This window comes from Pseudarthrobacter sp. GQ63, from assembly GCF_059758765.1.
In genome coordinates this window covers 20,269-39,383 of sequence record NZ_JCAXEF010000005.1, presented here as the reverse complement: position 1 = coordinate 39,383, position 19,115 = coordinate 20,269, and the positions used below count along the sequence as shown (strand labels likewise).

The window sequence follows — 19,115 nt, the reverse complement described above, 5'->3', positions numbered from 1 at the left end:
TTACTGCTCGAGGTTGGACTGCTGGTCGGCATAGGCGTTGGCCTGGCCCTCAATGTGCTGGCTGATGATGGCATCCTGCTCGGCCACAGCGTAGGCCTGGCTGTCGATGGAACCGATGTTCGCGGCCACAGCCGCGTCGATCGGGGCCGCGACGTTCGCATTGGCGGCCACGGCACCGTTGATCGGCGCCGCAATGTCCGCGTCCGCAGCAAGGTCCACGTTGACGTTGAGCAGGTCGCCGTCCAGTGCCGCTGCGGGATCCACAGGCACCGCGCCGACATCGGGCAGGGTTCCATCGGGCAGGGTGCCGTCGGGGAGTGTTCCGTCCGGAAGGGTGCCATCGGGGAGGAGGGCGCCGCCGTCGGCCGTTCCTGTGGTGGTTCCCGCAACCGGGGTTCCGCCGTCCACCGTGCCCGCGCCGGTGTTCTCCGGGGTTCCGCCGTCCACCGTGTCATTGCCCTGGTCGATGGTGCTGTCCTGGGTGGACTCGGCATTCGCATCCGCCACGATGCCCTGCTCAATAACGACGCCCTGATCGGCGAGTGCCTGGGCGTCCGAGCCGTAGGAAAGAATGTTGGCGGAGGCTGCAGCGTCAATCGGTGCTGCGACGTTGGCGTTCGCTGCCACAGCAAGGTCGATGGGCGCTGCCGCGTCGATGCCCAGGTCCAGGTCGGCATTCAGGTCCAGGACAGAGGCAACTTCCTTGTCCGGCAGGGCCGTTGCCTGCTCTGACATCAGTTCGTCGTCGGTCAGGGGACGCATTTCCTGTTCCATGCTCACGCAAAACCTCCACATGCGGCGCTGGTTGTCCTGCCCCCAGCGGGCAGCCAGCCAGACAATAGTAAGCCTGATTAGCATTTATGGGTACTGGAGGCGTCATGAGCGTTACCGCTGGTCAGGCCTGTGGGACCGCACGCGCGCGGCTTCATTCGCAGGCGGTGCCGGCCCTTCCGGCAGGGCATTGACACCGGCCTGCCGAAGGTCCACTCTGGCGCTGTGCCTGCCTATCGTGCCGGCAGAGCCGAGCCGGCATCAGGTGCCCTGTGAAGGAGGCTCCCATGCCTGTTGTAGAAGAAAGTGTTGTTGTTGCCCGGCCGCCGCAGGAGGTCTTTGACTTCGTGTCGAAGTTCCAGAACGTCGCGGTCTTCGATTCCTCCGTCACGTCCTCGGAGCAGGTGGGGGACGGCCCTCTGGGCGTCGGAACCCGCGGGCGGGGCACCAGCAAAGTGATGGGCAGGCAGTTCGACTGGACCGTCGAGGTTACCGAGTTCGATCCTCCCCGGCGCATGGTGTCCCGTTCGGTCGAGGGCAAGCTGGATTTCACCATCACCTTTACCCTTGAGCCGGCCGACGGCGGCACCCGCCTCACCCAGCGGATCGACGCTGCCACAGGACTGGGCGGCGTGTTCGGCAAGCTGGCCGACCCGCTCGTTGAACGGGCCCAGGGCCGCACCGTCCGCGCCAACCTCGAAACCCTAGCGGAGTGGCTGGTGGAGCATCCACAGACCTGAGCTGCCAGATTTCCCCATCGATTGCTCCGAAAACGCCGTTCACAGGGCTCTAAACGGCAGTATTGGAGCAATCGATGGCGTACGCCCGGCCTACTTCAGGCCGGCACCCGGGAGCAGCTTCGTGGCCCCAAGGGAATCGGCGATGAACGCGTAGTCCCAGGCGCGCTCGCGCCACTGCACGTACCGGCCGGAGGCGCCCCCGTGTCCGCCGTCCATTTCGATTTTCATGACGATCGGCTCGGTTCCGGTGGTCTTGTTCCGCAACTCCTGCACCCACTTCGCCGGCTCAACATAAAGGACCCGGGTGTCGTTGAAGGACGTGACGGCGGCAATCTTCGGGTAGGCGGCCGGGCGCACGTTCTCGTAGGGGGAGTAGGACTTCATGTACTCGTAGACACCGGGATCCGTGATGGGGTTGCCCCATTCCTCCCACTCCAGGGCGGACAGCGGCAGCTCCGGGTCCAGGATGCTGGTCAGCGGGTCCACGAACGGCACCTGGGCCACGATGGCGGCGTACTTCTCCGGTGCCATGTTCGCCACGGCACCCATCAGCAGGCCCCCGGCCGAACCGCCCAGGGCAGCGATCCGTGCCGGGTCCACCCAGCCCGAGGCTGCCAGCCAGTCGGTGGCGTCCACGAAGTCGGTGAACGTGTTCTTCTTGGTGAGCTTCTTGCCGTTCTCGTACCAGTGCCGGCCAAGCTCCCCGCCGCCGCGGATGTGGGCGATCACGAACACCACGCCGCGGTCCAGCAGCGAGAGCCGCGCAATGCCGAAGCCCGGGTCCATGCTCATCTCGTAGGAGCCGTAGCCGTACACCAGGCCTGCCGCCGTCGAATCCTGCTTCACTGCCTTGTGCCGCAGCACTGACAGCGGGATCCGGGTGCCGTCGGATGCGGTGGCCCATTCGCGGGTGGCCACATAGTCGTTGCCGTCGTAGCCGCCGAGGACCGGGCTTTCCTTCCGCAGGAGCAGTTCCCCTGCCGGCACCTCGGGGGTGGGCAGCACAAAGTCATAGATGCGCGACGGCGTGAAGTAGGACGTGTAGCCCAGCCGGATCACGGGTGCCTCGTAGTCCGAGCCGCCCACGCCCGCGGTGTACAGCTCTTCGTCGAAGGCGGGTTCAACCGGTGCTTCCTGCGCCGGAGTACCCAGCCCATGCAGCCCGATGACTTGGACCCGTTCGATGGTGTCCTTGCGGATGGACACGATGAGGTGCGTGGAGGTGACGCCGGCCCCGTTGACGCGGACGTCGTCGGAATGCCCGACGACGGTGACCCAATCCTGCTCGGACAGCGGCCTGGCGAGCTCGGCCGGGTCCGCCAGGGACACCATGGAATTGATGGCCCCGCGGTTGTGCGTGAGCAAAATACGTTCGCTGGCGGTGCCGTCCGGGCCGGTGAGGAGGAACGGCTCCGCCTCGTAGAGCACCCGGTCGTTGCGGGAGATGACGGTGGTCAGTTCCTGGGCGGGGTCGTCAAAACGGAGCAGGCGCGTCTCGCTGTATTCCGAGCATCCGATGCCCAGCACCAGGTACCGGCGGTCGGAGGAAAGCTCGAAGCCTAGCCACATGGCGGCGTCATCCTCCTGGTAGATGACGACGTCCTCGGCCACGGGCGTTCCCAGTGTGTGCGCCTTCACCTGGTAGGGGCGCCAGGAGTCGTCCACCACGGTGTAGAAAATCCGGGTGCCGTCCGGTGAAAAAGCGACGCCGTAAAAGATGTTCTCGATGACGTCAGGCAGCAGTCCTCCGGTGCGGAGGTCCTTGATGCGGAGGGTGAAACGCTCATCTCCCGAGTTATCCACCGCGTAGGCGTAGAGGTTGCCGTCTACCGTTACCGCCGATCCGCCTACCGAGAAGAACGGCTTGCCCTCGGCCTCGATGTTGCCGTCCAGGAGGACTTCCTCGCCGGGGATCCCGACGCCGGGCTGCACCGCGGGAGGGGTCCAGTCGGCGATCTTGTCCCCGGTGTCCGCGGCCCTGACCCGGCACTGGATGCCGTACTCCTTGCCCTCGGCCGAGCGGCTGAAGTACCACCAGCCGTCCTTGCGGTGCGGTACGGAGAGGTCGGTTTCCTGCGTGCGGCCCTTGATCTCCTGGAAGATGGCTTCCCGCAGCGGCTCCTGGTGGGCGGTGACTGCTTCCTGGTAGGCATTCTCGGCCTTCAGGTGCGCTACCACCTCGGCGGATTCCTTGTCCCGCAGCCACTCGTAGTTGTCCACGAAGGTGTCCCCGTGGTGGAGGCGTTCGGACGGGATCTTCTTGGCCGCCGGCGGGGTGGGAACGGCGGTGGCGGCGGAGTCCTGCAGCGGGGTCTGGGTCATGCCTTCAATATATAGAGCCGCCCCGACAATTTTGCCGCCGTTCGCTACCGGGGGATTACACCGCCAACCCCTCTCCTCCCACCCCGGACGCTCTCTCACTTGACGCGGGTTTTCCCCGGACGCTCTCTCACCCGAGGACGCTGGTCGGCTTGAGGTGGCAGGCGTATCCTGTTCACGCCAAGGCACATCCGCCCAGCGTGAGAGGGGAAGTTCATGACCATCCCGCCAGTGCACGAGCCCGAGCCGTTCCCGCCGGAACCGGGCCCCACCCAGCCGGATCCGGCCCACCCCGGGCACCCCGGGCCGCCGGCCCCCAATCCCTTCCCTGCACCCGAACCTCCAGGGCCGCTGCCCGTCCCTGACCCCGGTCCCGCACCCCTGCGGCCGGACCCCACCCGGGACTAAGCCGGCGCCGGCGAACATAGCCACATCCCAACCCAAGAGCAGCCAGAAAAGGGGCCTTCCGCACCACGTGGAAGGCTCCTTTTCCCGCCTTCAGACGCGCCTTCCTACACCCAAAAAAGTCCAAAAAATCTTCCGTGAGACGCTTGCGGACCTGCCTCGCCAGTGATAAAAAATCTGTATCAGCCAATACAGATTGGCTGATAGTAAAAAGTGTTGGACCGTCTCTTACGAGGAGGGAAGCCATGTTGATGCGAACCGATCCGTTCCGCGAGCTGGACAGGCTGGCCCAGCAGGTCCTCGGCACCGCAGCGCGTCCGGCAGCTATGCCGATGGACGCATGGCGTGAGGACCAGGAATTTGTAGTCGCCTTTGATCTGCCCGGCGTCGATGTGGATTCAGTGGATCTGGATGTGGAACGGAACGTCCTCACGGTCAAGGCCGAGCGGCCTGATCCTGCGGGCAAGGACACCGAGCTGATCGCCTCCGAGCGGCCGCGCGGCGTGTTTAGCCGCCAGCTGATCCTCGGGGACACCCTGGATGCTGAAAATGTGAAGGCTACGTACGACGCCGGTGTCCTGACACTGCGGATTCCTGTCGCCGAAAAGGCCAAGCCGCGGAAGATCGAAATTGAGACGAAGGGGGCAAAGCAGGAAATCGCCGCCTAGTTTCAACACAGGATCGGGACGTCGGGCACTGATTGTGTACTGCCTCTTCAGGGCGGATGGCCATTCTGAGCACGCCACAGCGCTTCCCGCGCATCGGCAGGTTGCGCCTGAACTTCCCGATACGGTGGCCCCCGGTTTCGGCCGGGGGTCGTCCCATGCCCGGAGTCCTAGGCCCGGTCGAGGCCCCGAATCAGGTGTTGAGCTCGAGCATCAGGGCGGGCAGTTCGTCGGCCAGTTCGCGGGCCAGGAATCCCAGGGGTCCCAGCCTGCTGGCCAGCCGGTCCGCGGCAGCTGCATGGAGGTGTGTTCCCCAGCAGGCCGCCTGCGGTCCCGTGGTTCCCCGGGCCCGGAGGCCGGCGATCGCCCCAGCCAGGACATCCCCGCTGCCGGATGTGCCCAGCCCGCCGTAACCGGTGGTGATTTTCCACAGCTCCGATTCCTCTGGGGCGTCCGGGCCGGATGGGCGGGCTATGAGCCCCTGGCAGCTCACCACGGCCTGGTACCTGTCGGCGATTTCCGCGACATCCGCCGGCAGGTCCTTCAGGTCCCGGCCCAGCAGGATCTCCGCCTCCTTGGGGTTGGGCGTGAGGATCAGGCGGCCCTTCCACGGGTCACACCGGTCCTGAACGTTCACCAAAGCACCCAAAGCGAAGGCATCGAGAACGACGGCGGGACCTCCGCCGTCGTTCTTCTCCCCAGCGGCAGCCTCCCGCTCCACGAGGGCCCGGAGCAGGTCCTCGGCGAGGTCCGGATCGTCCAGGCCCGGGCCGACCAGGATGGCGTCAGCGCTGTCCAGGTACGACGAAATCAGGTCCAGCCCCTCACCCGTGACGGACCCGCTGGAGGTTTCGGGCAGCCCCATGGCCCCGCACTCGGGCAGCGTCACGCCCACCTGCACGGCCACGGATTCCGCCACTGCCAGGGAGAGCTTCCCGGCTCCGGCGCGCAGTGCGGCCGCGCCGGCGAGCAGCGCCGCCCCCGGCGTTGCCCGTGCGCCGCCGATCACCAGGACCGAGCCGCGCGAATACTTGTCCTCCCCGGGCGCCGGCAGCGGCCAGTCGCGCAGCAGCGACGGTGTCACGAGGGTTGGCGCGGCGGAATCACTGGGGGTGGACACTGGAATCCCCTCCGTGTTCGGTGACGGTGACGCCGTGTTCGGCCAGGTGGTCGGCCACGTTGAAGCTCTCCAGCGTCCACGGGCCCTCGCCGGCGGGCCGCACGAAGCGGGTGATGGAGGCATTCAGTACCGAGGTGCTGGCCGCCAGGTCCAGGAGCTCCTTCTCGGTCATCCCCTCCAGCACGTACCGGAACAGCATGATCAGGGCGTCGTGGCACACCAGCATCACCCGGTGCCCGCTGCCGAGGTTGTTCAGTTCGTCCAGGACGGAACGCAGCCGGAGGGCCACGTCCGCCCAGGATTCACCGCCTGGCGGCCTGTAGTACATCTTGCCCAGCCACTCGCGGCGTTCGGCCTCCTCCGGGTAGCGCTTCTCCACGCCGAGCCGGGTCAACCTGTCCAGGATGCCCAGTTCGCGGTCCCGCAGCCGCTCGTCCAGCTGGACCTTAACAGGCCAGCCCGCAGCCTCCACCGCGATCTCGGCCGTCTGGAATGCCCGCGCGTAGGGGGAGGAGACCACGGCGTCCGGCCGGAATTGCTCGGCAATGCGGGCCAGAGCCGCGCCCAGAGCCTTGGCCTGTTCCTGGCCGGTGCCCGAAAGGTTGACGTCGGCGTCCCGGGCAGGCACGGCAATAACTTCCGCCCCTGCCATCCGCGCATCGGTGGCAGCCACGTTCCCTTCGCTTTCACCGTGGCGGATCAGCAGCAGTTCCACCGCCCCGGCTTCCTGCACAGCCTCTGTCAGTCCGTCGTCCTTCACAAAGAATCACCCCGTCCGCGTGCCTTGCCGAATGCAGGAACACTACCAGCGGCGTACCCACAGGACAGGGAAAATAACGGACGACGGCGGCTGGCCGGGCAGTGCGGGGCCTACCGCTCCGGCGTCAGCACCTTTGAGAACACCGTGGCACCGTTGGCGTTCCGCAGGCTCACCGTGAAGGTGTCGGACTCCAGCTGGACGTGCCCGAAGAACTGGTTCTCGCCGTCGCGCGGTGACTCCCCGGGGAAGCGCCCGGCCTTCGAGAACACCACCTCGGGGCCGAACGTGCCGTCCATGGCGTTCGGGCCGAAAGACCCCGCGGCGATGGGCCCGGCTACGAACTCCCAGAACGGGTCGAAGTCGGTGAACGCCGCCCGCTCGGGGGAGTAGTGGTGCGCGGCGCAGTAGTGCACGTCGGCGGTCAGCCACACAACGTTCTTCACCCGGTTCCGCTTGAAGGCGCTCAGCACCCCGGCAATCTCGAGCTCGCGGCCCAAAGGAGCGCCGGGATCACGGTTGGCCAGGCTTTCCTGGTTCACGGCGCCGTCGGGCACAATGATCCCCAGCGGCAGGTCCGCAGCGATCACCTTCCACGTCGCCTTCGACTTTGAGACCTCGCGGATCAGCCAGTCCACCTGCTCCTGGCCCAAAACGTTCGTTGAGTAGGCCTCCTTGCCGTCCGTGTTGGGTGACTTGAAGGTGCGCATGTCCAGGCAGAAGATGTCCAGCTGCGGGCCGCGGCTGATTTTCCGGTAGATGCGGGCGGGCTGGTACTGGCCGGCGTCGTCGAACGTTCCCGGCCGCCAGAGCGCTGCGGAATCGGCGATGGGCATGTTCTCCTGCCATGCCTGGCGGCCGCGGGCGGCGAGGGTGTTGACGTCGCGGACGGTGTAGCGGGGATCGTCCAGGATCTCGCCGGGGTACCAGTTGTTGGTGGTCTCGTGGTCGTCCCAGTTGGCGATCACCGGGACGTCGGCGAACATGGCGCGCATATTGGCGTCCATCGAGTTGTACCGGTGCCGGCCGCGGAACTCGGTGAGGGTTTCGGCTACTTTGGACACCTCCTCGGTGACCAGGTTCCGCCACACCTGCCCGTCCTTCTCCACCACGGTTTCGGCCAGCGGACCGTCCGCGTACACGGTGTCGCCGGAGTGGATAAAGAAGTCCGGCCGGGTCTGGTGCATGGCCCGGTAGCCGCGCATGCCGCCGATCTCCTCGTTGATGCCCCAGCCCTGGCCGGCAGTGTCGCCAGTCCACACAAAGCTTTGGGCGGACGACGACGGCGCGTCGCCTCCGTTGCCTGTCCCGCCAGTGCGGCCCCGGCCGTTGTACGTCCCGGCATCCGGAGCCGTGCGGAAGGTGCCGCGCACGCTCTCACCGGCCGCGCCGCCGTCGTCCTCGAAGCTGATGTCCAGCGCGAAGCGGGTGTTGGACGGCAGGTTGCCGGCGTGGATCTTGGCGGTGAAGTCGGACGCCTGGGTGGCACGGGGTCCCCGCATGACGCGCTCGAAGGCGCCGCGGCCGCGCAGCAGTTCGCCGCCGTCGTCAACGGCCCGCAGGATTGCCGTCATCCGCCCGGACCCCGACGCGCGCGACCACAGCACCGCCGAGTCCGACGTGACGTCTCCGGTGGCGATGCCGCTGGGCAGGGTGAGCCGGTTCCGGACCAGCGCGACGCCGGCGGGGGCCTGGCGCGGGGCAGCCTGGACGGTGCCGGCCTGCGCTGCGGCGGGCACGGCGGCCAGTGCGGCGGCGAGGACGGATCCCTTGACGATGGTGCGGCGCGGTACGTCGGCCGGTGAAGTGGAAGTCATGCTTCTCAGGCTGCCGCCGCGGGGCGCACGGACTCTGGCCCCCGGATGAACACGGGGTGCCGGGTGCTTGAACACCCGGGAACACACCTCCGGCATGGACGGCCCTGGGCCGCAGGAACGGTGCTGCCCAGCACCGTTCCTGCGGGGCCGGGCCGTTCATCGGGCGGGAGGCATAGCCCCTGCCGCCCACACATCCTTTACGGAACGGCGAACTCGCCGATCCGGCCCTCCCGCAGCGCTGCCCCCACGGCGTTGATGGCGCCGTAATCCGGAAACAGCACGGACTGGCCGGCCACGAACCCGGATCCGGCGGTTGGCAGGGTCATGGTGCCGATGGCGTTGGCGTCCAGGTTCCGCAGGCTGTAGGCCAGGATGGCGGCCTGGACCGGGTCGAAACCCTTGTTCACGGTGAGGCAGCAGGAAGCGAAGTCCACCAGCCCGCGGACGGCGTTGACATCATTCAGGCCGCCACCTGTGGTCAGCCGGGCCAGGACGGCCTTGAGCAGGATCTGCTGGTTGCGGACCCGCTGGAAGTCGCCGTCTGCGAAGGCGTACCGCTCGCGGGAAAACTCGAGGGCCGCCTGTCCGTCAAGGTGGTTGACTCCGGGGCCGAAGACGTGGCCGGTGTCGTGGGTGGACTGGAAGGGAATGGGGACGTTGACGTCGATCCCGCCCAGTCCGTCCACCAGGACCTTGAGGCCGCCGAAGTCCAGCATCAGGGTGTGGTCGATGGTGATTCCGAACAGCTGCTGCACCGTCTGGGTGGTCATGTCGATGCCGCCGTACTGCAGGCCGGCGTTGATCTTCGCCCCGCCGAAGCCCGGAATGTCCACCCAGGTATCCCTGTTGATGGACACGATGTACAGGGTCCTGCGGTCGGCCGGGACGTGGACGAGCATCAGGGCGTCCGAGCGCTGGTCCATCGCTTCGCCGGTTGCTGCCGTGTGCGCCGCCGCGTCCTTCGCGTTGCCGCGTATGTCACTGCCGATGACCAGCACGTTCATGGGCGCGGGCGGCAGCTCCGGAATGGGCTCCGGAGGCGGCGGGGGAGCGGGGGCAGGCGGAGGTGCCTCAGAAGGGGTTTCCGAGGGGGACGGTGTCTCAGACGGCGACGGGGACGGCGCTTCGCTTTGCGTTGCGGCGGGCTGGGCCTCGGGGGCGGGACGGTTGAGGCTGAAGACGGCGACGATGGCTACAGCCACCAGGGCGAGCGCCAGCAGCGCCGCGATCCAGCGCCGGCGGCCGTGGGCCACCCAGCTGCCGCCGTGCGGACCGGACGCGGGGGGATCGGTTGGGCCGGTACCTCCGGACCCGGACGAACCGGACCCGGACGAACCAGGCCCGGACGAACCGGGACCGGAGGAACCGGATGAATCAGGACCGCCAGGCGTGCTCACGATGTCTCACCTCGTTGTGGGTAGGTGGGATCAGTGTCAGCCCGCAAGGCCCCTGCTGGCTACAAACTTGTCCAAACTGTCATCTGCCAGGGCCCGCGAGAGCCCCGCAATGGCGTTGCGGTCCGGGATCACGATGGACTGGCCGTCCGCCGACGTTCCCGTTCCGAGTGTTGGGAGGGTGAACATCTCCATGTCGTCGGAGCGGACGTTCCGGAGTTCCAGCCCCAGCCGTGCCAGCGTTCCGGCGTTCAGGCCGCTGTCCGCGCTGACGAAGGGTGCCATGGCGCTGATGACGTTGTGGATCTTCACGGGATTGAGGAGCGTGTCCCGGCTGAGGTTCTTCGCTAGCAGTGCCTGCAGGAAGGCCTGCTGGTTGCGCACCCGCTGGTAGTCGCCGTCGGCATAGGCATACCGTTCGCGGACGAAGTCCAGGGCTCCCTTGCCGTCCAGGACCGTGGGCCCCTTGGCGTACTTCTTGCTGCTGTGCGGCGAGACGAACGGCTGGGTGACGTTGACTTCCACACCGCCCAGGGCGTCGGTCATGCCTACGAACCCTTCGAAGTCGATCATGGCCACATGGTCGATCCGCTGGTTGAACAGGGATTCCACCGTCTGCACCATCAGCGGGACCCCGCCGTACGCGAGGGCTGCATTGATCTTGGCTTGGCCGTTGCCCGGGATGTCCACCCACAGGTCCCGCATCAGGGAGACGGTGAAGATCTTCGACCTGTCTGCGGGGACGTGGACCAGCATGAGGGTGTCCGCGCGCTGGTTGGAGTTGCCGCCGGACAATGCCTCTTCCGTGGTGGCGCCGCGGCTGTCGCTGCCCATCACCAGGATGTTCAGCATGCCGTCGGCCACGGCGTTCTGGGTGCCCTCCGCTGTGCCGGTGCCGGTCTGGCTTCCGGCCGGTCCGCCGCCTTCACCGGGTGCTGGCTCTCCCGCCGCCGCTTCCGCCGGCTGGCGCTGGGGCCGGAGGGATTCCGCCGGCCAGGGAGAGTCGATGGTGGTGATCTCGGACTCGTAGATCTGTCCCAGGCTGTACAGGTAGGCGCCGAGGGAGGCAGGAACGATGATTGCCACGGCCAGGAGCACCAGCAGGATGGTCCGCAACCGGTGGCGCCTGCCGCGTTTGGCCGGCTCGGGTGCGTCGGCCGGCTGGGTGCTTGGATCGTGCAGCTGGATGCCCATTTGGGAAAATTAGCACTGGCAAAAATTCATTACATCGGGGGAATCCGCAGAAAAACCGCAGAGAAAACCACAGGTTAAATGACGACGCCGGAGGCCGGCTCAGGCGGGAACGTTCAGGCGCGCGTGGCGGAGGATGGAGACGATGGCCGGAGCCAGCTCGTCCTCCATCTGCCGGTACACCTCGGGTGACCGCCGGTAGGGGTCGATGATGTCGTTGTCCCCTGCGTTGGGAGGCAGGGACAAGTGCCGGACCCCCGCAGCCCTCGCTGCCAGGCTCTTCCAGAAGGCGGTGTTGGCAGCCAGCCGGTCGCCGTCGTCGGCCGCTCCTGCAGGAGGCGCGCCCCCGTCCGATGCTGCAGCGCGCTGGTCAAGGACGTCGAGCATGCGGGCGAACTCGCGGATGGTGAAGGTGCGCTTGAGGAGAGAGGCGTCCAGCTGGAGCACTTCGCCGCGGTGTCCGGTGGTCATGGTGAGCACCAGGTCCACGCCGCGCAGGATCGCCGGGGTCAGCTGGCGGGCCGCGAAGTTGTCCGGGTCCCCGCCGAAGGTGCGCACGATGTCCGCTGAGATGGGCTGCATGGGCTCGCCCACCATGGCGCGCGTCCCCGCGCTGGTGACCACGAAACCGCCCGGCACCGCCTGGTCGAGGCCTGCCTGCAGCAGCCTCTCGGCCACCGGAGAGCGGCAGATGTTGCCGGTACAGACGGTAAGGATTCGTACTGGTGCGGATGTGTCCAAGGGGATTTTCTCTTTCCAGCCGGTGCGCGGACCGTCCGGCCCGCACGTTTCAACTTAACACGCAACACCTACACGCTCTCTCACTTGACGCAGCTTTTCCCGGGACGCTCTCTCACTTGACGCAGCTTTTCCCGGGACGCTCTCTCACTTGACGCAGCGGCACCGCCACGACTACCAATCCAGGGGCACTGCGACCACCATGGAAGCAGGCACCGATGCGGAGGAGTGGCACGATGAGTCCACAGGAACAGCTGGAACGCGACTGCGTGATTGCCGGAGGCGGCCCGGCCGGCATGGTGCTCGGCTACCTGCTCGCGGGCGCCGGCCTGAAAGTCACGGTGCTGGAGAAGCACGCGGACTTCCTGCGCGACTTCCGCGGGGACACCGTGCATCCTTCCACTGTCACCCTGCTCGGCGAGCTCGGGCTGCGGGAGAAATTCCTGCAGCTGCCCCTGACCCGCTTGCCCACCCTGGACGCCGTTGTGGAAGGGCAGCGCATCACCATGGCCGACTTCCGCACCCTCCGGGCCCCCGACAACTTCCTGGTCCTGGCCCCGCAGTGGGACTTCCTGAACTTCCTGGCCCGCGAGGCGGCAGCTTTCCCCACCTTCGAGCTGCTCATGGACACGGAGGCCACCGGACTGATCATGGAGCAGGACCACGTGCGCGGAGTGCGGGTTGAAACGCCCGACGGCGGACGCGAGATCCGTGCGACGCTGACCGTGGCCGCGGACGGGCGGGCGTCCGTGCTGCGCTCGGCGGCAGGGCTGGTTCCGGATGAGTTCGGCGTGCCCATCGACGTGCTGTGGTTCAACCTTCCCAAACCGCCCTCGCCGCCGCCCGTGACCCTCGGGTATATCTCATCCCGCGGGATGGTCCTCACCCTTGACCGGGGCGACAGGTACCAGTCGGGCATGGCCATCCAGAAAGGCGGACTCGATGATCTCCGGGCTGCAGGGCTGGGCGCACTCCGTGAACGGCTCACTCGCGCGGCCCCTGTGCTGCAACCGGTGGTTGGCACCCTGCAGGACTGGGAGCAGGTCAAACTCCTCTCCGTCCAGATCAACCGGCTCCGGCGCTGGTACCGGCCCGGACTCATGGCGATCGGCGATGCCGCCCACGCAATGTCTCCGGTGTTCGGCGTCGGCGTGAACTTCGCCATCCAGGACGCCGTGGCGCTGTTCAACGCTATCTCTGCTGACCTGGCTGCCGGAGCGGCCCCGGTGGAGAAGCTCGCGGCCGTGCAGCGGCGCCGCGAGATGCCGGTGAAAGTCATGCAGTTGATACAGCGCAACGGGCACAAGGCCATCTCCAGGGCAGCCACGGGCCACAGCTTCGCCCCGCGCTGGGTGGTTGTGCTGATCGGGATCGCCTCACCGCTGCTGCGCCGCTTCACCGCACGGTTTATCGGCGTCGGAATCCGCCCCGAACATGTGAAGCCGGCGGCGGCTGGATCCAGGCGATCCAGACGCCGCTGGCCGGGCGAACGCTCTCTCACTTAACGCCCTTTCCAGGCGGACGCTCTCTCAAGTTCGTTGGGGAAGTGATAGAGCGTCGGCCGATTTGGTGCGTTAGGTGATAGAGCGTTGGCCGATTTGGTGCGTTAGGTGAGAGAGCGTTGGCCGATTTGGTGCGTTAGGTGAGAGAGCGTTGGCCGATTTGGGGTATTAAGTGAGAGAGCGTCGTGGGGGAGGGTTAGAGCCCGGCCAGCATCTCCTTCATCTCCGCGATCTCCGCTTCCTGGGACGTGGCGATGTCGCGGGCCAGCTGGATGCTCTCGGGGTGCTTGCCGGCGGCGATTTCCTGCTGCGCCATGTCGATCGCGCCTTCATGGTGTCCGATCATGTGCTCCAGGAAGAGCCGGACGGCGTCCGTTCCCTGGGCATCCTTGAGCTTCTCCATGCCCTCAGAATCAACCATGCCGGTCATGCCGTGCCCGGAGTGGTCAGACATCATGGTGGGCACGTTCCAGTCCTCGAGCCACCCGGTCATCGTTTCGATCTCCGGCGCCTGCGCGTCCTTGATCTTGGTGGCCAGGGCGGTGACGTCCGCGGGCATGTCCGGTTTCGCCAGGATCATGTCGCTCATCTCCACGGCCTGCGCGTGGTGCGGGATCATCATCTGGGAAAAGGCGATGTCCGCCGGGTTATGGCCGGCACTGGCATCGGGCATCATGCTGGACGCGGGGCCTGAGCTCCCGTGGTTCATGGGCATGGTGCTTCCGCCGGAACTTCCGGCATCGGTGGCGCACCCGGCCAGGCCAAGCGAGGCTGCCAGCGCAGCGGCGACGGACAGGGCTTTGATCTTGCTGTTCATTGTGTGATGGTCCTTCAGGAAAGTAGGTGAACTGGGCCTGTGGAGGCGTGGGAGGCCACGCGGCGCAGTACGTTTACGTTCGGCTGATGGACAGGTCGCAGGGCGTCGGGCTTGGCGGGACGAAGGAGTAACCGGCGGCCCTGTGGGTGCCAAAAACCGGTGCCAGTAGTGCGGTGGGGCTTGCCGGGGGAGGGACGGCCGCGAGCGATCCGGTCTTCGCCAGCGGGGTGCACGACGCGCCTTCTTCCCGCACATCCGGGCACCCCGCGCTGCAGGATTCGGAGGCGGTGAAGGCCGCGCCTACCGCATCCGTCAGGGTCGCTGCGTGTCCAGCATGGGAATGTCCGACGGCGGCGTGTTCCGCCGCGGAGTGCCCACCGGGAGAATGCCCGACGGCGGAGTCCCCGGCACCAAGGGCGACGTCCGCGTGGGCCGCGTGCGAGGAATGGTCCGCGGTCATGACGTGCATGCCGAAAATTCCGGCCACGACGGCCATAACCACAGCCAGCAGCCCCGCGCGGAGGAGGGCTGCCGGCAGGACGCTGGCGCGTGCCGTCATGCTGGTTCCTCCTCCTTCAGTGGACGGGCCGGGACTGGGTTGGGTCCGGCGGGGCTGGACTGGATTGGTCAGGCTGTACTGGATTGGTCAGGCTGGGACGGATCGGACCGGGTTCAGTACCTTCAACGTACCTCGGACGGGTTGAGTTTCACCCGCCGCAGCAGCTGGGCGTTCAGGGCCACCACAATGGTGGACACGGACATCAGGACGGCTCCGGCAGCCGGCGAGAGCACCACCCCGGCGAACGCCAGGACACCGGCGGCCAGCGGCACGGCCAGGACGTTGTAGCCGGTGGCCCACACCAGGTTCTGCCACATCTTGCGGTAGCTCGCCCGGGAGAGGTCCACCATGGACAGCACGGCGCGCGGATCGTTTCCGGCCAGCACCACCCCGGCGGACTCCATGGCCACGTCCGTGCCGGCCCCGATGGCGATGCCCACCTCGGCGCGGGCCAGCGCCGGCGAATCGTTGACGCCGTCGCCCACCATGGCCACCTTCAGGCCGCGGGCCTGCAGTTCGGCAACCTTCTTGTCCTTGTCTGCGGGCAGCACTTCGGCGAACACCTCGTCGATGTTCAGGTCCTCGGCCACGGCCTGGGCCACCTGCCGGGCGTCGCCGGTGATCATGCCAACCTTCACCCCGCGGTTCTGCAGGGCCGCAACGGCCTGGCGCGACTCAGCCCGCACCGCGTCCTCCAGGCTGACCGCCCCCAGCACGCGGCCGTCGTCGTCAATCACGTGCAGGACGGCAGCGCCGCGGTCCATCCATGCCCGGGTGGACCGGGCCAGGGCGGAAGGTTCGACGGCGCCCAGCTCGCGCAGGAGCGCGGGCCCGCCCACGTGCACGGTGCGTCCGTCCACCGAGGCCCGCACGCCCCGGCCGGTCAGGGAGGTGGAGCCGCTGGCGGCAGGAAGGGTGAGGTTGCGTTCCCGGGCCGCGCGGACGATGGCACGGGCCACCGGGTGCTCGCTGTCCGACTCAACCGCGGCGGCCAGGGCCAGCAGCTCATCAGCGTCCACTCCCTCGGCGGCGGCCACGTCCTTCAGTTCGGGTGCGCCCGTGGTGAGCGTGCCGGTCTTGTCGAAAAGGACCACGTCGATGGTGCGCATGCGTTCCAGCGCCATCCGGTTCTTGATCAGCACCCCGGCCCGGGCCGCCTGCTCGGTGGAGATGGCGATGACCAGCGGGATGGCCAGGCCCAGGGCGTGGGGGCAGGCGATGACCAGGACGGTCACGGTGCGGGTGACGGCCTCCGGGATGCTGCCCAGCAGGGTCCAGGCGATGAAGGTGAGGACACCCGCGCCGGCGGCAAAGTAGAACAGGAAGGCTGCGGCGCGGTCGGCCAGGGCCTGGGCCCGGGAGGAGGACGACTGTGCCTCGGCCACCAGCCGCTGGATGCCGGCCAGGGCGGTGTCGTCGCCCACGGCCGTCACCCGGACGCGGACGCTGGTGTCCGTGGCGACGGTTCCAGCCACCACGGTGTCGCCCGGGCCGCGGGGCACGGTTTTGGATTCGCCGGTGATCATCGACTCGTCGACTTCCGCCTGCCCCTCCACCACCGTTCCGTCCGCGGGCATCCGGGCGCCGGAACGGACCAGGACCAGGTCGCCTTGCTGGAGTTCGGAGACGGGAACGGTTTCGGTGCCGGTGTCCGTGATGCGTTCGGCTTCATCCGGCAGCAGCGCGGCGAGGGCATCAAGGGCCCCCTGCGCCGAACCCAGGGCCCGCATCTCGATCCAGTGGCCCAAAAGCATGATGGCCACCAGCAGCGCGAGCTCCCACCAGAAGTCCAGGTCGAAGCCGCCCAGGCCCAGGCTGGTGACCCAGGACGCGGCGAATGCAACGGTGATGGCCATGGCGATCAGCAGCATCATGCCCGGCCGGCGGTCCTTCAGCTCCTGCAGGCCGCCCTTGAGGAATGGCTGGCCGCCGTAGAGGAAGATCACCGTGCCCAGGACGGGTGGGATCCAGGTGGACCCGGGGAACATGGGGGCCATGTAGCCCAGGATGTGCCCCACCATGGGGCTGAAGTAGACCACGGGGATGGACAGGGCCAGCGTCAGCCAGAACCTGTTCTTGAACATGGCCGTGCTGTGTCCGGCGTGCTGCCCGTGCGTGTGGACGGCATGATCGTCGTCAGGGCGCGCGGCGTGGCCGTGGCCGTGGCCGCTGCCTGAAGCAGCCGCCGGTTCGGTGAGGGTGCCGCGTGAGGGGCGGTCGTCGTCGTGATGGTGGTGCTGGTGGTCCTGCATCGGATCCTCCTTGGAGGGCGCCGCAACCCGGGGCAACAGCCCCGTTGCGGAAAATCAGTTGGCAGCCAGGGAGTACCCGGCCGAGGTGACGGCCTGGCGGACCGCCGCGTCTGAAACGGAGCCGGCAACGGTCAGGCCGGAACGGCCGCCGGCTACCAGGTCAACGGAGGCCGACTCGACGCCGTCAAGGGCGGAGACGGCCTTCTCCACCGTCCGGACGCAGTGCCCGCAGGTGAGGCCCTCGACGGAGAAGGTTCGCTGGGAGGGGGCAGCGGCGTCGGAATGTACGACGGCGGCCGGCGCCTTCTGCGCGTGGCCTGCGGGGGAGCAGCAGCTGCAGCCGGCGCTGGAGGCCAGAGGGAGCGCGGTGCGGTTCTCACTATCAAACATGTCAGTTCCATTCCTTGGTGAAGGACGATTCCTTGCTGGGCAGGCGCTGGGGTTGAACGGCTGTGACGGCGGTGCGGGGCACCGGCCTGGACATACCACTTCACTGACAACACCTTGAATATACCCCTAGGGGGTATATGCGTCAAGCGTTGCTGCCACCCGGAGGGCACCGGCGCTTCGGAAGGGGCCATGGTCCCTTACGCCCGGGGCCTTGCCCGGCCATAATGGAATAAGTGCGGACTGTGCCAACGGCCGGGGACGTGTTGGACGCTACATGGAGGTGGCCCTGTGTCAGAGCTGACCGGCCCTTATACCTATTCCAGCGCGCTGGGGGACAACCAGTGCGTTGCCGGAACGTTCCACGCGGACGTCGCCACGGGGAGGCTCCACTGGTCGGAGGCCATGTTCCAGCTGCACGGATACCAGCGGGGCGAGGTGGTGCCCACCCTGGAGTTGCTCTTCTCCCACAAGCATCCTGAGGACAGGCCCAAGTGCGAGGAAATTGTGGCGCAGGTCGTCCGGACCGGCGGCTATTTCTGCATGTACCACCGCATCATCGATGCGCAGGGCCGGACCCGGCGGGTCCTGACAACCGGTGACGCGCTCGTAGAGGGCGGGAGGGTCACTGCCCTGGAAGGCGTCATGATCGACCTCACCTCAACGCTCCAGCGCGAAACCGAGCAGACCGCCCGTGACGCGGTCATTGGAGCCACCTCCACCAGGACTGTCATCGACCAGGCCCGCGGCATCCTCATGGGCCAGCTGAAAATGGGGTCTGACGACGCATTCCAGATGCTGGTGAGCACCAGCAGCCACCGCAACGTCAAGCTGGTGGTGGTGGCCGCCGAGCTGGTGCAGCTGGCCAACTCGGCGGAGTCGCGGAAGTACCTCGAGGCGGCTGTCAAGGCCATCGAAATGGACGGCCGGGGGAATGCGGCGCAGCGGAAACGGGCTGTCTAGGGTCAGTTAGTGGTGCTCCACCCAGCACGCCAGAATGGTGGTGGACAACTGGTAGGCCAGCGCATTGCGGCTGATGCCATCCGGGCCCATGGCCTCCGGCAAGCCCGAGGCGTCCACCTGCAGCACGAAGCTGTCCTTCTGGAACACTGCCGATCCGTCCGCGGTTTCGTAGGCGGGAAAGCCGAGGCTGGCGAGCCCTTCAATCGGCGTCGCGTCCACAGCCAGCGCTTGCATGGCGTCAAAGTAGGTCAGCGCCGCCGCCTTGTCCGGTGCTTCCCGGACCGAAATCTCGAGCGCACCCTCGTCCAGGTGGTACGTGCAGGTGAAGGTGCTGTCCGCCCAGCTGTTGACGGTATGCGGATCCTGCTCCAGGTCAAGGATCGCCGTGAGCCTGTCCATCGGCTGGTCACCGCACACCATCTTCGCTGCTTCGCTGGGTTCGCTGACGGCAGCGCGCGGGGAAGGGGAGCCGCCGCCATGATGCCCCGCGTGGCCGCCGTGCGCTGAGGGGTCCGCGGCAGCTGGTGCTGCCGGGGCGGAGGCGTCCGACGACGGCGCCTGGGCCGCTCCCACGGACCCCGCCGCAGCAGCGCAGCCGGAGAGCAGCAGGGCTGAGACAGCAAGCGAAGCAAGCAGCGGGGTGCGGTGGGTCATGACTCGTCCGTCCTGGCCGCACCCCTGTGAGGGTTCGCGGCCGTTTGTTCGGTTACTGAGGGAT

General features: G+C 67.4%; 18 protein-coding genes. 5 read left to right on the top strand and 13 right to left on the bottom strand.

Going from position 1 to position 19,115, the window contains the following annotated elements:
- Positions 1 to 774 (bottom strand): peptidoglycan-binding protein, encoded by a 774-nt coding sequence (locus AC6CHP_RS10765; RefSeq protein ID WP_498229973.1) that lies wholly within the window; start codon positions 772 to 774, stop codon positions 1 to 3.
- Positions 775 to 1,058: 284 nt separating this feature from the next.
- Here AC6CHP_RS10765 and AC6CHP_RS10760 point away from each other — a divergent pair, with 284 nt between their 5' ends.
- Positions 1,059 to 1,511, top strand: a complete 453-nt coding sequence (locus tag AC6CHP_RS10760) for an SRPBCC family protein (RefSeq protein WP_377194231.1) — start codon at positions 1,059 to 1,061, stop codon at positions 1,509 to 1,511.
- Positions 1,512 to 1,601: 90 nt separating this feature from the next.
- Here AC6CHP_RS10760 and AC6CHP_RS10755 read toward each other — a convergent pair whose 3' ends face one another.
- Positions 1,602 to 3,833 (bottom strand): S9 family peptidase, encoded by a 2,232-nt coding sequence (locus AC6CHP_RS10755; RefSeq protein ID WP_498229767.1) that lies wholly within the window; start codon positions 3,831 to 3,833, stop codon positions 1,602 to 1,604.
- A gap of 213 nt (positions 3,834 to 4,046) precedes the next feature.
- Here AC6CHP_RS10755 and AC6CHP_RS10750 point away from each other — a divergent pair, with 213 nt between their 5' ends.
- Positions 4,047 to 4,238: a hypothetical protein gene (locus AC6CHP_RS10750; RefSeq protein ID WP_104184607.1), complete on the top strand. Its 192-nt coding sequence runs from the start codon at positions 4,047 to 4,049 to the stop codon at positions 4,236 to 4,238.
- A gap of 242 nt (positions 4,239 to 4,480) precedes the next feature.
- Entirely contained in the window at positions 4,481 to 4,903 is a 423-nt protein-coding gene (locus AC6CHP_RS10745) for an Hsp20/alpha crystallin family protein (RefSeq protein ID WP_104184606.1), read from the top strand.
- A gap of 190 nt (positions 4,904 to 5,093) precedes the next feature.
- Here the strand turns inward: AC6CHP_RS10745 and AC6CHP_RS10740 are convergent, their stop codons facing one another.
- The 6 genes from AC6CHP_RS10740 to AC6CHP_RS10715 all read right to left on the bottom strand — a co-directional run bounded on the left by AC6CHP_RS10740 (position 5,094) and on the right by AC6CHP_RS10715 (position 11,920).
- Positions 5,094 to 6,020, bottom strand: a complete 927-nt coding sequence (locus AC6CHP_RS10740) for an NAD(P)H-hydrate dehydratase (RefSeq protein ID WP_498229764.1) — start codon at positions 6,018 to 6,020, stop codon at positions 5,094 to 5,096.
- Positions 6,004 to 6,780, bottom strand: a complete 777-nt coding sequence (locus AC6CHP_RS10735) for a histidine phosphatase family protein (RefSeq protein WP_498229762.1) — start codon at positions 6,778 to 6,780, stop codon at positions 6,004 to 6,006. Before AC6CHP_RS10735 ends, AC6CHP_RS10740 begins: the two co-directional genes overlap by 17 nt.
- A 110-nt stretch (positions 6,781 to 6,890) precedes the next feature.
- A complete protein-coding gene (locus tag AC6CHP_RS10730) occupies positions 6,891 to 8,594 on the bottom strand; it encodes an alkaline phosphatase D family protein (protein ID WP_498229760.1) in 1,704 nt (567 codons plus the stop codon).
- A gap of 197 nt (positions 8,595 to 8,791) precedes the next feature.
- The gene (locus AC6CHP_RS10725) at positions 8,792 to 9,991 is read right to left on the bottom strand and encodes an LCP family protein (RefSeq protein WP_377194219.1); all 1,200 of its coding nucleotides are present in this window, start codon (positions 9,989 to 9,991) and stop codon (positions 8,792 to 8,794) included.
- A 36-nt stretch (positions 9,992 to 10,027) separates the two neighbouring features.
- Complete coding sequence (locus tag AC6CHP_RS10720; protein ID WP_498229758.1) at positions 10,028 to 11,182, bottom strand: LCP family protein; 1,155 nt, start codon at positions 11,180 to 11,182, stop codon at positions 10,028 to 10,030.
- 99 nt (positions 11,183 to 11,281) lie between these two features.
- On the bottom strand, positions 11,282 to 11,920 hold the full coding sequence (locus AC6CHP_RS10715) for an arsenate reductase/protein-tyrosine-phosphatase family protein (RefSeq protein WP_188726976.1): 639 nt from the start codon (positions 11,918 to 11,920) through the stop codon (positions 11,282 to 11,284).
- Between the two features lie 233 nt (positions 11,921 to 12,153).
- Here AC6CHP_RS10715 and AC6CHP_RS10710 point away from each other — a divergent pair, with 233 nt between their 5' ends.
- Positions 12,154 to 13,422 carry an FAD-dependent oxidoreductase gene (locus tag AC6CHP_RS10710; RefSeq protein WP_498229756.1) on the top strand — a complete coding sequence of 423 codons (1,269 nt, stop codon included), beginning with the start codon at positions 12,154 to 12,156 and terminating at the stop codon, positions 13,420 to 13,422.
- A 193-nt stretch (positions 13,423 to 13,615) separates the two neighbouring features.
- Here AC6CHP_RS10710 and AC6CHP_RS10705 read toward each other — a convergent pair whose 3' ends face one another.
- From AC6CHP_RS10705 to AC6CHP_RS10690, 4 genes are all read right to left on the bottom strand, one after another.
- Positions 13,616 to 14,236: a DUF305 domain-containing protein gene (locus AC6CHP_RS10705; RefSeq protein ID WP_188726980.1), complete on the bottom strand. Its 621-nt coding sequence runs from the start codon at positions 14,234 to 14,236 to the stop codon at positions 13,616 to 13,618.
- A 73-nt stretch (positions 14,237 to 14,309) separates the two neighbouring features.
- Entirely contained in the window at positions 14,310 to 14,795 is a 486-nt protein-coding gene (locus AC6CHP_RS10700; RefSeq protein WP_188726982.1) for a hypothetical protein, read from the bottom strand.
- A gap of 122 nt (positions 14,796 to 14,917) precedes the next feature.
- Positions 14,918 to 17,047, bottom strand: a complete 2,130-nt coding sequence (locus tag AC6CHP_RS10695) for a heavy metal translocating P-type ATPase (RefSeq protein ID WP_498229753.1) — start codon at positions 17,045 to 17,047, stop codon at positions 14,918 to 14,920.
- 54 nt (positions 17,048 to 17,101) lie between these two features.
- Positions 17,102 to 17,437, bottom strand: a complete 336-nt coding sequence (locus tag AC6CHP_RS10690; protein ID WP_188726986.1) for a heavy-metal-associated domain-containing protein — start codon at positions 17,435 to 17,437, stop codon at positions 17,102 to 17,104.
- Positions 17,438 to 17,725: 288 nt separating this feature from the next.
- Between AC6CHP_RS10690 and AC6CHP_RS10685 the strand changes: the two genes are divergently transcribed.
- A complete protein-coding gene (locus AC6CHP_RS10685) occupies positions 17,726 to 18,397 on the top strand; it encodes a PAS and ANTAR domain-containing protein (protein ID WP_188726989.1) in 672 nt (223 codons plus the stop codon).
- Between the two features lie 6 nt (positions 18,398 to 18,403).
- Here AC6CHP_RS10685 and AC6CHP_RS10680 read toward each other — a convergent pair whose 3' ends face one another.
- On the bottom strand, positions 18,404 to 19,051 hold the full coding sequence (locus AC6CHP_RS10680) for a hypothetical protein (protein ID WP_427115683.1): 648 nt from the start codon (positions 19,049 to 19,051) through the stop codon (positions 18,404 to 18,406).
- Positions 19,052 to 19,115 lie beyond the last annotated feature (64 nt).

Excerpts from the sequence above, each read along its gene's own strand:
- AC6CHP_RS10690 (WP_188726986.1), bottom strand. The coding sequence starts at position 17,437 with ATGTTTGATAGTGAGAACCGCACCGCGCTCCCTCTGGCCTCCAGCGCC.
- AC6CHP_RS10745 (WP_104184606.1), top strand. The coding sequence starts at position 4,481 with ATGTTGATGCGAACCGATCCGTTCCGCGAGCTGGACAGGCTGGCCCAG.
- AC6CHP_RS10700 (WP_188726982.1), bottom strand. The coding sequence starts at position 14,795 with ATGACGGCACGCGCCAGCGTCCTGCCGGCAGCCCTCCTCCGCGCGGGG.
- AC6CHP_RS10730 (WP_498229760.1), bottom strand. The coding sequence starts at position 8,594 with ATGACTTCCACTTCACCGGCCGACGTACCGCGCCGCACCATCGTCAAG.
- AC6CHP_RS10680 (WP_427115683.1), bottom strand. The coding sequence starts at position 19,051 with ATGACCCACCGCACCCCGCTGCTTGCTTCGCTTGCTGTCTCAGCCCTG.
- AC6CHP_RS10765 (WP_498229973.1), bottom strand. The coding sequence starts at position 774 with ATGGAACAGGAAATGCGTCCCCTGACCGACGACGAACTGATGTCAGAG.
- AC6CHP_RS10720 (WP_498229758.1), bottom strand. The coding sequence starts at position 11,182 with ATGGGCATCCAGCTGCACGATCCAAGCACCCAGCCGGCCGACGCACCC.
- AC6CHP_RS10760 (WP_377194231.1), top strand. The coding sequence starts at position 1,059 with ATGCCTGTTGTAGAAGAAAGTGTTGTTGTTGCCCGGCCGCCGCAGGAG.
- AC6CHP_RS10750 (WP_104184607.1), top strand. The coding sequence starts at position 4,047 with ATGACCATCCCGCCAGTGCACGAGCCCGAGCCGTTCCCGCCGGAACCG.
- AC6CHP_RS10710 (WP_498229756.1), top strand. The coding sequence starts at position 12,154 with ATGAGTCCACAGGAACAGCTGGAACGCGACTGCGTGATTGCCGGAGGC.
- AC6CHP_RS10755 (WP_498229767.1), bottom strand. The coding sequence starts at position 3,833 with ATGACCCAGACCCCGCTGCAGGACTCCGCCGCCACCGCCGTTCCCACC.
- AC6CHP_RS10695 (WP_498229753.1), bottom strand. The coding sequence starts at position 17,047 with ATGCAGGACCACCAGCACCACCATCACGACGACGACCGCCCCTCACGC.
- AC6CHP_RS10705 (WP_188726980.1), bottom strand. The coding sequence starts at position 14,236 with ATGAACAGCAAGATCAAAGCCCTGTCCGTCGCCGCTGCGCTGGCAGCC.